Source organism: Sphingopyxis sp. GW821-FHT12F08 (assembly GCF_058806755.1).
Map to the genome: position 1 here is coordinate 236,374 of NZ_JBXAQA010000004.1, position 12,578 is coordinate 248,951.

The 12,578-nt window shown below is 63.9% G+C and carries 16 protein-coding genes; 10 read left to right on the forward strand and 6 right to left on the reverse strand.

What is annotated here, in order from left to right; translation table 11 throughout:
* Window positions 1-3 precede the first annotated feature (3 nt).
* Window positions 4-699, forward strand: coding sequence for a type 1 glutamine amidotransferase domain-containing protein (locus AC1RNQ_RS13050; RefSeq protein WP_493171573.1), 696 nt, complete (start codon window positions 4-6; stop codon window positions 697-699).
* A 127-nt stretch (window positions 700-826) separates the two neighbouring features.
* Here AC1RNQ_RS13050 and AC1RNQ_RS13055 read toward each other — a convergent pair whose 3' ends face one another.
* Window positions 827-1,438: a TetR/AcrR family transcriptional regulator gene (locus AC1RNQ_RS13055; RefSeq protein ID WP_493171574.1), complete on the reverse strand. Its 612-nt coding sequence runs from the start codon at window positions 1,436-1,438 to the stop codon at window positions 827-829.
* Between the two features lie 95 nt (window positions 1,439-1,533).
* On the opposite strand from AC1RNQ_RS13055, the gene AC1RNQ_RS13060 reads away from it, so the two are divergent.
* The 4 genes from AC1RNQ_RS13060 (at window position 1,534) to AC1RNQ_RS13075 (ending at window position 3,954) form a co-directional block, all read left to right on the forward strand.
* Window positions 1,534-2,448, forward strand: a complete 915-nt coding sequence (locus tag AC1RNQ_RS13060; protein WP_493171575.1) for an SDR family oxidoreductase — start codon at window positions 1,534-1,536, stop codon at window positions 2,446-2,448.
* A gap of 13 nt (window positions 2,449-2,461) precedes the next feature.
* Window positions 2,462-2,833 carry a hypothetical protein gene (locus AC1RNQ_RS13065; RefSeq protein ID WP_493171576.1) on the forward strand — a complete coding sequence of 124 codons (372 nt, stop codon included), beginning with the start codon at window positions 2,462-2,464 and terminating at the stop codon, window positions 2,831-2,833.
* A gap of 228 nt (window positions 2,834-3,061) precedes the next feature.
* Complete coding sequence (locus tag AC1RNQ_RS13070) at window positions 3,062-3,247, forward strand: YdcH family protein (protein ID WP_493171577.1); 186 nt, start codon at window positions 3,062-3,064, stop codon at window positions 3,245-3,247.
* A 227-nt stretch (window positions 3,248-3,474) separates the two neighbouring features.
* Window positions 3,475-3,954, forward strand: coding sequence for an Hsp20 family protein (locus AC1RNQ_RS13075; RefSeq protein ID WP_493171578.1), 480 nt, complete (start codon window positions 3,475-3,477; stop codon window positions 3,952-3,954).
* Between the two features lie 95 nt (window positions 3,955-4,049).
* Here AC1RNQ_RS13075 and AC1RNQ_RS13080 read toward each other — a convergent pair whose 3' ends face one another.
* Together AC1RNQ_RS13080 and AC1RNQ_RS13085 are read right to left on the reverse strand one after the other, a co-directional pair.
* On the reverse strand, window positions 4,050-4,319 hold the full coding sequence (locus AC1RNQ_RS13080; protein WP_493171579.1) for an usg protein: 270 nt from the start codon (window positions 4,317-4,319) through the stop codon (window positions 4,050-4,052).
* Window positions 4,316-4,543, reverse strand: a complete 228-nt coding sequence (locus tag AC1RNQ_RS13085) for a hypothetical protein (RefSeq protein ID WP_325543696.1) — start codon at window positions 4,541-4,543, stop codon at window positions 4,316-4,318. Before AC1RNQ_RS13085 ends, AC1RNQ_RS13080 begins: the two co-directional genes overlap by 4 nt.
* A 260-nt stretch (window positions 4,544-4,803) precedes the next feature.
* On the opposite strand from AC1RNQ_RS13085, the gene groES reads away from it, so the two are divergent.
* The 4 genes from groES (at window position 4,804) to AC1RNQ_RS13105 (ending at window position 8,563) form a co-directional block, all read left to right on the forward strand.
* Window positions 4,804-5,118 carry a co-chaperone GroES gene (groES, locus tag AC1RNQ_RS13090; RefSeq protein ID WP_493171580.1) on the forward strand — a complete coding sequence of 105 codons (315 nt, stop codon included), beginning with the start codon at window positions 4,804-4,806 and terminating at the stop codon, window positions 5,116-5,118.
* Window positions 5,119-5,164: 46 nt separating this feature from the next.
* On the forward strand, window positions 5,165-6,784 hold the full coding sequence (groL, locus tag AC1RNQ_RS13095; RefSeq protein WP_493171581.1) for a chaperonin GroEL: 1,620 nt from the start codon (window positions 5,165-5,167) through the stop codon (window positions 6,782-6,784).
* Window positions 6,785-6,859: 75 nt separating this feature from the next.
* Window positions 6,860-7,042, forward strand: coding sequence for a hypothetical protein (locus tag AC1RNQ_RS13100; protein ID WP_493171582.1), 183 nt, complete (start codon window positions 6,860-6,862; stop codon window positions 7,040-7,042).
* Between the two features lie 195 nt (window positions 7,043-7,237).
* Complete coding sequence (locus AC1RNQ_RS13105; protein ID WP_493171583.1) at window positions 7,238-8,563, forward strand: alginate export family protein; 1,326 nt, start codon at window positions 7,238-7,240, stop codon at window positions 8,561-8,563.
* Window positions 8,564-8,722: 159 nt separating this feature from the next.
* Here the strand turns inward: AC1RNQ_RS13105 and AC1RNQ_RS13110 are convergent, their stop codons facing one another.
* Together AC1RNQ_RS13110 and AC1RNQ_RS13115 are read right to left on the reverse strand one after the other, a co-directional pair.
* Window positions 8,723-9,511 (reverse strand): SDR family oxidoreductase, encoded by a 789-nt coding sequence (locus AC1RNQ_RS13110; protein WP_493171584.1) that lies wholly within the window; start codon window positions 9,509-9,511, stop codon window positions 8,723-8,725.
* The gene (locus AC1RNQ_RS13115; protein ID WP_493171585.1) at window positions 9,508-9,882 is read right to left on the reverse strand and encodes a nuclear transport factor 2 family protein; all 375 of its coding nucleotides are present in this window, start codon (window positions 9,880-9,882) and stop codon (window positions 9,508-9,510) included. The genes AC1RNQ_RS13110 and AC1RNQ_RS13115 overlap by 4 nt, the downstream gene beginning before the upstream one ends.
* A 99-nt stretch (window positions 9,883-9,981) precedes the next feature.
* Here AC1RNQ_RS13115 and AC1RNQ_RS13120 point away from each other — a divergent pair, with 99 nt between their 5' ends.
* A complete protein-coding gene (locus tag AC1RNQ_RS13120) occupies window positions 9,982-10,896 on the forward strand; it encodes a LysR family transcriptional regulator (RefSeq protein WP_493171586.1) in 915 nt (304 codons plus the stop codon).
* Between the two features lie 213 nt (window positions 10,897-11,109).
* On the opposite strand, the gene AC1RNQ_RS13125 is transcribed toward AC1RNQ_RS13120, so the two are convergent.
* Window positions 11,110-12,549 carry an efflux transporter outer membrane subunit gene (locus AC1RNQ_RS13125; RefSeq protein ID WP_493171587.1) on the reverse strand — a complete coding sequence of 480 codons (1,440 nt, stop codon included), beginning with the start codon at window positions 12,547-12,549 and terminating at the stop codon, window positions 11,110-11,112.
* Between the last annotated feature and the right edge of the window lie 29 nt (window positions 12,550-12,578).

The window sequence follows — 12,578 nt, forward strand, 5'->3', positions numbered from 1 at the left end:
ACGATGACCAAGATCCTGATTGTCCTGTCTGCTGCCGACACCTGGACCCGCGCAGACGGCTCGAAATATGAAAGCGGCGTCTGGGCCGAAGAATTCGTCGTCATGGACGAGAAGTTCATTGCCGAGGGTTGCACCGTAGACATTGCGACGCCCGGCGGCGTTGCGCCGACGATCGACCAGCACAGCATGAACCCGGATGTGGTTGGCCAGGCGAACGTCGATCACTTCCGCAGCTATCTCGACGCGATTGCCGAGCGGCTGGCGACCCCCCTCGTCCTCGCCGACATCGATGGCCGTCGCTATGATGCCATCGTCATCCCCGGCGGACATGGCCCCGTCGAGGACCTGTACAAGGACCCCGACATGGGCCGCATCCTTCTCGAAGCCGATCGCGCCGGCATCCTTATCGCGCCGGTCTGTCACGGCCAGGCAGCCTTGCTCGCTGCGCGCGGGCCCGATGGAAGCTGGCCGTTCGCCGGACGTGCGATTACCTCGTTCAGCGACGAGGAAGAGGTCGAGCTGGGGACAGCGGACAACGCCCCCTGGCTGCTCGCCGACACTCTGCGCAAGTCCGGCGCGCGCTATGAGAAGGGTCCGAACTGGGGCGCCTATGTTGTGCGGGACGGCAATCTCCTCACCGGCCAGAACCCCGCCTCGAGCGCGCCGCTCGCCGAAGCGGTGCTGGCGGCGCTACGCTGAAACAGCTCTGGCGCGGCGGGGTTGGCCGCAGGCTGACCCCGCATGCGCATGTGGCCGGTTTGACAGGCAGCTTTTGAGCGCCGATCTCAGAAAGCGGATATTAGGCGGAAGGGCGATCGGTCGCCTTCTATCTCATGTTGAGAAGCATCTGCCCCATGAGGGAGAATTCGTCATTCATCACCTCGACCAGCGATCTTTTCCCCTCCTCGCGGTTGAACTGTTCGAGCGACAGGCGAACGACGCTGACGACCATATTCGCTGCGAGCCTTAACTCTTCCCGAATCGCGGGCTCCGGCCATCGCCGCTGCATGGCTTCGAACAGCACCTCCTCCGAGAGGATGTAATTGGCGCGTTTGCGAGCGAGAACCGCCTCGCTCGATCGCATCACCTTGTCGAAGATCAGCAGTTCGTCATGCGGCTGCGCCGCGGCAATGTCTGCCATCGCAGCCATCATAGTCGCCAGCGGCGGCTTGCCGGGCGGCTGGGCCTCTAGACCCTGGACGAGGGCGTCCCCCATGCCTCCCGCCATGGACATCAGGATATCGTCTTTCGACCTGAAATAATGGAACAGAGTGCGGCGCGAGAGATTGGCCGCATCGGCGATGTCTTCGAGCGTCGTGCCGTCATAGCCGCGGGCGACGAACAGCGCTCTTGCGGCCTCCAGGATCCGCAGATGCGTCGCGCGGCGCTTGCGCTCGCGCAGACCTTCGCGGGTCAGCTCCTCTCCTGACTTTTTCAACTTATTACCTCCAGTGCAATTTTGCACTTTGCGAAATTATGGATTCGATCTAACGGGATTCTTACACGGGGTGCAATTTATTGGAAGGATGGAAGATGACCAAATGGACGGCAGCCGACATGCCGGCGCAGACGGGACGCGCGTTCGTGGTGACCGGCACCGGTGGGCTCGGATATGAGGATGCCCTCGCCCTCGCGAAAGCAGGCGCCGAAGTGATCATCGCAGGCCGCAACACCGCGAGCGGCGCAGAAGCTGTCGCGCAGATCAAGGCCGCGGCGCCCTGCGCCAACGTTCGCTTCGCCATGCTCGACCTGTCCGATCTCGCCTCGGTGCGGCGCTTTTACGAAAGGCTCGCCAGCGAACGCGACAGCCTCGACGGGTTGGTCAACAACGCCGGGGTGATGAACCCGCCCAAGCGGATGGAGACCGTCGATGGCTTCGAGCTTCAACTCGGCACCAATTATCTCGGCCACTTCCTGCTGACCGCAGGGCTGCTCCCGCTCCTCAAGCGGGGCAAGGACCCGCGTGTGGTGACGCTGTCGAGCGTCGCCGCGCGCCAGGGCGACATCCAGTTCGACGACCTCAACTTCGGCGAAACCTATGTGCCGATGAAAGCCTATGCCCAGTCGAAGATCGCCTGCCTCATGTTCGCGCTCGAACTGCAGAAGCGCAGCGATGCTGCCAATTGGGGAGTCGCCAGCCTTGCCGCGCATCCGGGGGTGTCGCGCACCAACCTGCTGCTCAACACGCCCGGCGGCGCCGGCACCGCGGGCGTTGCGCGCAAACTGCTTGCCTTCCTGTTCCAGCCGGTCTGGCAAGGCGCGCTGCCGACGCTGTTCGCCGCAACGGCGCCGGACGCCAAGGCAGGTGGATATTATGGCCCGGATGGAATCGGCGAGATACGCGGCTATCCCGCCGAAGCGCGCATCCCCGCGCCCGCGCGAGATCCCGAAATCCTGCGCCGACTGTGGGCGGAGGCCGAGCGGCTGACCGGCGCGCGCTTCGCCTGAGGTGGCTTCCGATATGCACAAATATCTCGTCTACGCCGCCTTCGGCAGCCTGACGTTGTTCGGCACGCTCCATTTGCTGATCGACGTGGTATCGCAGCATGTTCGCGGGGTGCGCGCCCCCGGGCCGGCTACCGATCTTTATTTCGGTTTGCACAGCGCTTACGGCCTCGGACAGGTCGCCTTCGGCGCGCTCGGCTTATATGTTGCTTGGCGCGCCATGCCGATCATGCACGAAGGGCCTCCGATCCTGCTCGCGCTGCTCGCCGGTCTAGGCTGGCTCGCAATCTGCATTTTTCTCATCGAATATACGCAGCCGCGCTTTCCAATAATCATCTACTGCGGCCTATTACTGGCCGCGCTCGCCACCCGGCCGATCGGATCTTAAGGCGCCGCCCGGCCGCCGCGAACGTTCGGAAGGCCGGTTTGAAGACTGCCTGCTCTCAATCGACAAACCACAAAACAGATGTCGCCCGCCGTCTTCCCTGGTGGCTTCGCCAGAGCTGTTCCGGGCACCAAACCTACTCCAACCCATTGAAATCCCAACCGTGAATTGCCTATATTCCAACCGCAGCCGCTAGGGCTGCAACATCCTCAACTTGGCATGGAGAAGAAGATGTCCAGCAAACATATCGATTATCTCCGGCGCGAGCATGCCCGCCTCGACGCCGAAATCGATCGGGAGGCGCAGCAGCGCCCGCCTGACGAGGTCCTGATCGCGCGGCTCAAGAAGCTGAAGCTGGCGATAAAGGATCAGATCGCGACATGGAGCCGCGATACCGGCGATAGCCGTGCCGCATGATCCGATCGCGGAGCCGCGCGCAGCGCGACTCCGCGCCTGAATGCAGCAGGAATTCAAGGCCGCTTCGCTTGAGGATCAGATGTCCTTTCGACCTCTTGAAACCGGAAAAACGGCTTCCTAATTTTTTCCCGGACGCCGGGTTTTCCGCGTCCTAGGACATAGAGAGCGCCGGCTCTAAGTCCCGGCGCATCTCATGCCCGAATTGCTTCAATCAGGAGGATTTGGAAATGAGAACCGATTTTGACTTTACCCCGTACCGCCGCTCAACGGTGGGCTTCGATCACCTCTTCGACCTGCTCGAGAAGGGGCAGCGCAGCGAGACGTCCGACGGCTATCCGGCCTTCGACATCGTGCGCGAGGCCGACGACCGCTTCCGCATCACGCTCGCGGTCCCGGGCTTCAAGCCCGAAGAGATCGAGATCGTGGCGCAGCAGAACCAGCTGGCCGTTACGGGCAAACCCGCGGAAGAAGATGCGAAGAGCACCTATCTTCATCGCGGCATCGCGCGCCGGGCGTTCGAACGGCGCTTCCAGCTCGCCGACTATATCGAGGTCGGTAGCGCGAGCTTCACCGACGGCCTGCTCACGATCGAGCTCAACCGGGTCATTCCCGAGGCGATGAAGCCGCGCAAGATCGAGATCGGCAGCGGCGATGCCGAACCGCGCCGGATCGGATCGTCGAAAGAAAAGGCGCTCGAGAGCGCCTGATATCTTGCGGGGCCGCTGTACAGCAGCGGCCCCGCTTTCCCGAAGAATAGCAGTAGAAGTACAGCTAACCAGCCGGAGACGCTCAGGTCGCTCCGTCAATCAATCGCGCGAATGATGTCCGTCACGCGCCACTCGGCGGGCCCGACCAGCGCATTATGCGCGATCCGCACCGAATGAAGCGCGGCTTCGGTCTGGCGCCGCCACATGGCAAGAAAATCGAACAGCACCGGGAAGTCCGGCGGCAGGTCATAATCCTGCCAGACGAAGAGCTGGAGCAGCGAGAGATGGTCGGGCCGGTGATAATGAATCTCGGCGGTCGTCAGTCCATAGCCATCCAGCTGCGCGATCAGCGCCCGGTCGGTCATGGCGCGCGCGCCTCGCCGCCGTCCAGCGACCGGAGCGCGGCGAGCACGTCGTCGACCGGAACCGCGCGCTTCGTGCCCGGCGGTTTTCGGAGCGCGGGCTTGTTGCGGACCGCCGAGCGGTCCGATGCCCAGGATGCAAGGAGCGCGCGCTTGACCTCGGGCTCGAGGCTCGGGTGACGCGCCACGTCGAAGGGGTGAAGAAAACGGGAAAATGGCTCGGACATGATCGTGCCTCCTTCCTTGTAGCCTTTCCTTTCTCGTCGTGCGGCAAGGTGCCGCAGAGACAGATTTTGGGAGCGAAGCGAGTCGAGTCAAGAGGCGTCAGCCCCTTGATAAGCGGCATTTGTTTCGCGCGGGCGAGAAAGCGAAAAAAATTTCACCGAACCTCTTGAACCGAAAAAAATCGCTTCCTAGCTCATCGGCGCCGCGCGTCCCGGACAGGCGCGCCGGCTTATCATATCGTTATGCAACATGGAGGTTATGCATGCATTTCCGTCCCTTGCACGACCGTGTGGTCGTCCGCCGCATCGAAGCCGAGGAGAAGACCTCGGGCGGCATCATCATCCCCGACACCGCCAAGGAAAAGCCGCAGGAGGGCGAAGTTGTCGCCGTCGGCCCGGGCGCCCGCGCCGAGGACGGCACGGTCACCCCGCTCGACGTTAAGGCCGGCGACCGGATCCTGTTCGGCAAATGGTCGGGAACCGAGGTCCACATCGACGGCGAGGAACTGCTCATCATGAAGGAGAGCGACATCCTCGGCGTGATCGAGCAGACCGAGGCGCTCAAGCAGGCGGCCTGATGCCGCACTCATCACCAACTGAAAGGACAGCAAGAAGGAGGTCAAAATGGCTGCCAAGGAAGTGAAATTTGCGTCGGACGCGCGTGATCGCATGTTGCGCGGCGTGGATACGCTTGCGAATGCAGTGAAGGTCACGCTGGGCCCCAAGGGCCGCAACGTCGTGATCGACAAGAGCTTCGGCGCGCCGCGCATCACCAAGGACGGCGTCACCGTCGCCAAGGAAATCGAGCTTGCCGACAAGTTCGAGAATATGGGCGCGCAGATGCTGCGCGAAGTTGCGTCGAAGCAGAACGACAAGGCCGGCGACGGCACGACGACCGCGACCGTGCTCGCGCAGGCGATCGTCCGCGAAGGCTCGAAGGCGGTCGCCGCGGGCATGAACCCGATGGACGTCAAGCGCGGCATCGACCTTGCCGTCACCACGGTCGTCGAGGACCTCAAGGCCCATGCCAAAACGGTCGAGGCGAATAGCGAGATCGCGCAGGTCGCGACGATCTCGGCCAATGGCGACGAAGAGGTCGGCAAGATCCTCGCCGAGGCGATGGAGAAGGTCGGCAACGAGGGCGTGATCACCGTCGAGGAAGCGAAGAGCCTCGCGACCGAACTCGAGACGGTCGAAGGCATGCAGTTCGATCGCGGCTACCTCTCGCCCTATTTCATCACCAATGCCGAGAAGCTGAAGGTCGAACTCGACGACCCCTATATCCTCATCCACGAGAAGAAGCTCTCGAACCTGCAGGCGATGCTGCCGCTCCTCGAGAGCGTCGTGCAGTCGGGCCGGCCATTGCTCATCATCGCCGAGGATGTCGAGGGCGACGCGCTCGCAACGCTCGTCGTCAACCGCCTGCGCGGTGGCCTGAAGGTCGCGGCGGTGAAAGCGCCCGGCTTCGGCGACCGCCGCAAGGCGATGCTCGAGGATATCGCGGTGCTCACCGGTGGCAATGTCGTCAGCGAAGAACTCGGGATCAAGATGGAGAGCGTCACGGTCAACATGCTCGGCCGCGCCAAGAAGGTCGTCATCGACAAGGATAATACGACAATCGTCGATGGCGCCGGCGCCCGGACCGACATCGATGGCCGCATCGCGCAGATCCGCCAGCAGATCGAGACGACGACGAGCGACTATGACCGCGAGAAGCTGCAGGAGCGGCTCGCCAAGCTCGCGGGCGGCGTCGCCGTGATCCGCGTCGGCGGCGCGACCGAGGTCGAGGTCAAGGAGAAGAAGGACCGCGTCGACGACGCGCTCCATGCAACGCGCGCGGCGGTCGAGGAAGGCATCCTTCCAGGCGGGGGCATCGCGCTGCTCCGCTCGCTGAAGGCGCTCGAGGGCCTCAAGGCCGCGAACGACGACCAGCAGTCGGGCATCGATATCGTCCGCCGCGCGCTCCGCGCCCCGGCGCGCCAGATCGCCGACAATGCCGGCGAGGACGGCGCGTGGATCGTCGGCAAGCTGCTCGAGAGCGACGATTACAACTGGGGCTTCAATGCCGCCACCGGCGAGTATCAGGACCTCGTCAAGGCGGGGGTGATTGATCCCGCCAAGGTCGTGCGCACCGCGCTGCAGGATGCGGCCTCGGTCGCTTCGCTGCTGATCACCACCGAGGCGCTCGTCGCCGAGCTGCCGAAGGAAGAGAAGGCCGCGCCGATGCCGGCGATGGACTTCTGACATACCCGGGGGCGGCGGGGTAAACCGCCGCCCTCACCCTTATGACGACCTTCGGGAGAATAAAGGAGATCGGCTATGCCTTTTTCTGATCAGAGCGTTCGGGCCTGTTCGGCGCAGCTGAAGTTGCTGCACGGCCAGGAGGCCGAGCTTCGCGTCGCGCGGCAGCTTGGCTGGGCGCAGGCCCGCGGCAACGAGCATGAGGTCGCCTTCTGGGACGCGGTGCTCAAGGATCTGGAGCGGAAGTCTACCCGCCACTGAGACTGCCGACACCGGCGGCTTCGGCCTCGCGATCCCGAAGCTGGTCTTCATGTCGCGCAAGACGATCTTGGATTGTGCCGGCCCCCGATGTCTTCTAGCTATTTTGGACCGGGGCCGAGCAACCTCCCGGACAAGCGCAGCGTGCGCTCAAGCGTTGCCTTTTGATCCCTGCGTCGCGGGGATGAGGAGGTTTGTTTGAAGCGCTTTTCTCTCCTGGCCCTGTTGCTCGTCGCTACCCCTGCCTGCGCCGAAGACGGCCTGACGCTCAGCGCCAATACGCGCCTTCGCTACGAGACGATCGAAGGCCAGCCCCGCACGGGCTTCAACGAGTCCGACGATCTCTTCAATATCCGCACCATCGTCACCGGCGAGTATCGTAGCGGACAGCTCAAGATTGGTGCCGAGCTCTACGACAGCCGCGTCTATGGCGGCGACGCGGGGACACCGATCACGACGGGCGAAGTCAACACACTCGAACTGGTGCAGGCTTACGTCGGCTACGACATACCGGACGCCTTCGGGCCGGGTACGAAGCTCGGGCTCCAAGCCGGTCGCTTCACGCTCAATCTGGGGTCGCGCCGGCTGGTCGCCGCCGACGATTATCGCAACACGACCAACGGCTACACGGGTATCCGCGCCGATCTCGGCCTTCCGGACGATCTGTCGGCGACGCTCATCTACACGCTGCCGCAGGTCCGGCTCCCCGACAACCGCCCCGACATCGTCGATAAGAGCGTCAGATTCGACCGCGAGAGCTTCGACCTCGTCTTGTGGGGCGGGCTCGCCACGAAGAAGCTCGCGGGCAAGCGCGGTGCGATCGAGCTTGCCTATTTTCATCTCGGCGAGCGCGACACGCCGAAGCTCGCGACGCGCGACCGCTCGCTCGATACTGTCGGTCTTCGGCTCTACCGCGATCCCGCGGCCGGCCGCGCCGACTTCGAAAGCGAGACCATCTATCAGTCCGGATCGGTCCGTGCGTCGCTCGCGCCGACCGCGGCCATGCTCGACGTCTCGGCGTGGTTCGCGCATCTGGAAGCAGGCTATACTTTTAAACACCCCTGGTCGCCGCGGATCGCGCTCGAATTCGATTATGCGAGCGGCGATGGACGGGGCGCGAAATTCACCCGCTTCGACACGCTGTTCGGCATGCGGCGGGCGGATCTTGCGCCTGCCGGCCTCTACAATGCGGTCGGGCGCGCCAATATTGTCGCGACCGGCCTGCGTGTCGAGGCAACACCCTCAAAGCGCATCGATGCCTTTGCCGCCTATCGTCCGCTCTGGCTCGCATCGCGCTATGATAGCTTCTCTACAACGGGCGTTCGAGACGCGTCCGGAAATTCAGGACGGTTCGCCGGCCACCAGATCGAAGCGCGCATTCGCTATTGGCTCATCCCCAAGCGGCTCCGTCTCGAATGGAATGGCCTGCTGCTCGCCAAGGGCCGCTTTCTGCGTAACGCGCCAAATGCGGCGGCAGGAGGTAATACGATTTATAATTCGCTCAATGCTACGATCAGCTTTTAGGGATTTTGGCCGATAGCCGACCAACAGCTTTCCAGCGCGTCCTCGGCTTAATGGGCACTCGACCTCCGATCCTCTCGGTGTAAACGAGATGCTCTACCCTGTGTCGAGACTGGTCGCTTCCCGACGTCCGCTACATATTGCGAACGTCGGCGCAACGACTCAGACAGTTCGAACGGTGCCACCATCGACGACGAACTCGGCGCCATGGATCGCAGCGGCGCGATCCGAGGCCAGATAGGCGATAAGATCGGCGACTTCGTAAGGCTCCGCCGCACGCCCGATAGGGATCCCACCCAAACCGTCGAGGACGGCTTGGCGGGCGTCCTCGATCGTGCCGCCATTGGCGGCCTGCAGGCGCTCCAGGAAGTGAACGGTCGACTCGGTCATGATCCAACCGGGAGAGACGGCGTTGACCCGCACGCCCTTCGGCCCCAGCTCCTTGGAGATCGATTTGCTGTAGGTCCTGAGCGCGGCCTTTGCGGCGGCGTAACCGGTGGTGGAATCCGGAAGCGGCAGGATCGACTGGATGGAGGTAACGTGGACTACCTTCCCTGAACTTTGTTCGGTCATGTGCGGGATCAGGAGGCGGTCAAGGCGGACCGTGGCAAGCAGGTTCAGGTTCAGTTCGGCGAGCCAGTGATCGTCGGTCAAGGCGGCGAAGCCTCCACCCGGCGAAGATGAGCCGCCGATCACATGGGCGAGGATGTCCACGCCTCCCATGTGCGCGAGCGCGGCGGCTGCCAGCATTTCGCCGCCCTCGGTAGTCGTCAGGTCCGCCCGGACGAATTCGGCGCCGGCAACGGGATCAGGGTTTCCGCGGGCGGCGGTGATGACGCGGGCGCCACCCTCGAGGAAACGCTTTACGGTTGCGCGGCCCAGGCCCTTGGTACCGCCACTGACGACGACGCGCTTGCCCGCAAACTCGGTCGGATCAACCTGGATGCTCATAGCGTGATCTCCAGCGCCTTGATGACGTCGTTTTCGAGCGTGAAGGCATAGGTGAAGCGGATCGGGCTACCCTTGAAGTTGCCATGGGCGGGGCCTTCGACCACGATCTGACCATTCTCCCGGCGGGCGCCATCGGGCGTGAAGATCGCTTTTACCGCGACGACCTCTTCCTCGAACAAGGTCCTGAGTTGGGCGTGGCCTTCGAGACGGCGTCCGACGTCGATGAGGACCGCATCGGCCGCGAAGGGTTGCAGCATGCCGTCCACATCGAGCCGGGCGTTGGCCTCGATATAATCGGCTATCGGCTTGGGTAACGCTTTGACGACCTTGTTCGCATCGCGGCGATCATCGGCTGGGGCATCGGTCTGCATGACAAGTCTCCTTCGGTTTGGCTTGCCTCCATCATAAGGGTCGGCCACTATTCCAAGAAGTGGGCCAATAATGGATGATGTAGTGAAGGATTCGGGATAATGTCGCGATTGTCGCTTCGAGATTTCGACGCGGTGCTCGCGGTCGCGCGGCGCACGTCCTTCCGGCAAGCTGCGATCGATCTGGGCATGTCGACGACCGCGCTCAGCCATATGATCGCGAGGATCGAAGCGGAGCTGGGCGTGCGCCTGTTCAACCGGACGACGCGGAGCGTGGCGCTGACCGATGCGGGACGGATTTTCGTCGATCGCCTTGGCCCCTCGCTTCAGGACGTGCGCGAAGCCATAGAGATCGTCCGCGAACGCCGCGCGACGCCAACGGGCACGTTGCGGATCAATGCGCCGCCCTTCGCCGCGCGCTCGCCGGTGTTCACCGAACTTCTCCTGGAATATGCCCGCCGCTACCCTGATATGCATGTCGACCTAGTGACCGAGGGGCAGCTTCGCGACATCGTCGCCGAAGGTTTCGATCTCGGCGTTCGCGTCGCGTCCCTCATCCCTTCCGACATGATCGCGCTGCCGCTTGGCGAGTCCCAGCGCTTCGCCGTGGTTGCTTCGCCGGCCTATATGGCGGAGCGTCCCCGGCTGCTTGTGCCGACCGATCTTCTTGGCCACGTCTGCATCCGCGTCCGCTTGCCCGATGGTTCGCTTTACCGCTGGCATTTCGAGAAAGGCGGCGACACGGCGCAGGTCGAGGTGAGCGGTCCCATGACGTTCGACGAACTCGCAGTCTCGCGCGCGGCGGTGCTGGCGGGGTTCGGTATCGGCTTCTTCTTTGAACAGGACGTAATCGCCGACATCAAAGACGGAAGGCTCGCCCGCTTGATCGAGGATTGGACCCCGCCCTTCCCGGGCCTCAGCCTCTATTATCCGGGCCGAAGGCATCCTTCCGCCGGTCTTGCAGCGTTTCTGGCATTGGCCCGCGAGCGCGCTCCCGCAAAGAGCAGCAGCAGTTGAAGCCCAACACGAGGGGCCACCATCGCTGGAACGGAGCACAGACCACTTCTTCAACCGCTTGGTCGAAGCATCACGGTTCAAGCACCGATCTTCAATAATCATCAATGGCCGGTAGCGGAAAGGCTGCTTCCGGGAAGAAATGGCAGGAAGCGGACGTTGACGCCGATTGGTTGACCCAGCTTCTCACAGGAGCCGCCGCAACAAATCAGGCTGCTAATATGATGCGGTCCCGGCCTCCCATCCACCGCCTAGAGCACGAAAAGAGGCGACCGCCGCGCCCGCGGTCGACGCGCGCGCCTGGATTCGTGCATCGCGCACCTCAAGAAGACGCCGGTCGGCGTCGAGCACGTCGAGCAGGTTCGCAACGCCGCCCTCGTAGCCTGCAAAAGACGATTGCCGCGCTGCAGCCTGTGCCTTTTCGGCCGCCGCCAGCAAATCGCCGCGCGTGCGCTGTTTGGCCAGACTCGACAGACCGTTTTCGACATCCTCCGACGCGCGGAGCACTGTCTGGCGATAGGCCGCCAGCGCCTCGGCATTCCGGCCTTCGGCCGCGGCGATCTCGGCGTCGACGCGGCCAAAATCGAACAGGCGCCAGCGCAGGCCCAGAACACCGCTCGCCTGGACGGAATCGCCCCCGAACAAACCGCCTACGCCCATCGTCGCGGTGCCGAGCAACCCGCTCAGCGAGAATTTCGGATAATATTCCGACATGGCTGCTCCGATCCGGGCGTTCGAAGCGGCCAGCGTCCGTTCGGCCGCGATAATGTCGGGTCGCCGCCGGATCATCGCCGCCGGGCCGCCGGCACTCGATATCGCCGGGGGCGACGGTATCGGCGCGGCGGCAGCAAGCTCGACGCGCGTCGCGCCGGGCTGCAAGCCCAGCAGGATGTCGAGGGCGTTCATCGCCTTGTCGCGCTGCTCTTCGAGCTCCGGAACCGCCGCCGCGACCTGCGCCAATGCGCCCTCAGCCTGCCGCAACTGATATTGTGCCGCCACGCCCTTGCGAAACCGCAGATCGACGAGATCGACGAGTTGCTTTTGAACCGCCTGCCTTTCGCGTGCGACCTCGATCCGCGCCTGCAGCCCGCGGATGGAGATATAGGTGTCGGCGGTCTGCGCCGCGACGCTGAGCCGCGCGGCGACCGCGGCCGCAGCCGACGCTTGCCAATCGGCGCGCGCCGCATCACGCGCGGCATCCCTGCCCCCGAACAGGTCGATCTCCCAACTGGCGCCAACGCCGAGATCATAGGCTTGCGCGTCGCGCTCGAACCCGGGCAAGGCGCTCGCAATCCGGCCCTGCGGCGATTCGAGGGACTGGTAGGTCTCCGCCGCCGATCCGCTGATCTGTCCGCTCGGCAGCAACGCGGCATTCGCGCCGCGGAGGCCAGCGCGCGCCTGGGCGACGCGTGCACTGGCCTGCTGGAGATCGAGGTTCTGGGCGAGCGCGCGCTCGACGAGGCTTGCCAGCAGCGGGTCGTCGAAAGATCGCCACCAGCTGACCAGATCGGCGCGCGCCGCGTCGCCCGCTGCGCCATCGAGTGCAGCCCCGCCGAGAAAAGCCGGCGGCGCCTCGATCGCAGGCGCGACATAGGTCGGTCCGACCGCGCAACCCGAGAGCAACGCCGGAATGAGATACAGGAAAGACTTTCGCATGATCGCGCTTCACCATTCGACTGGAGCAA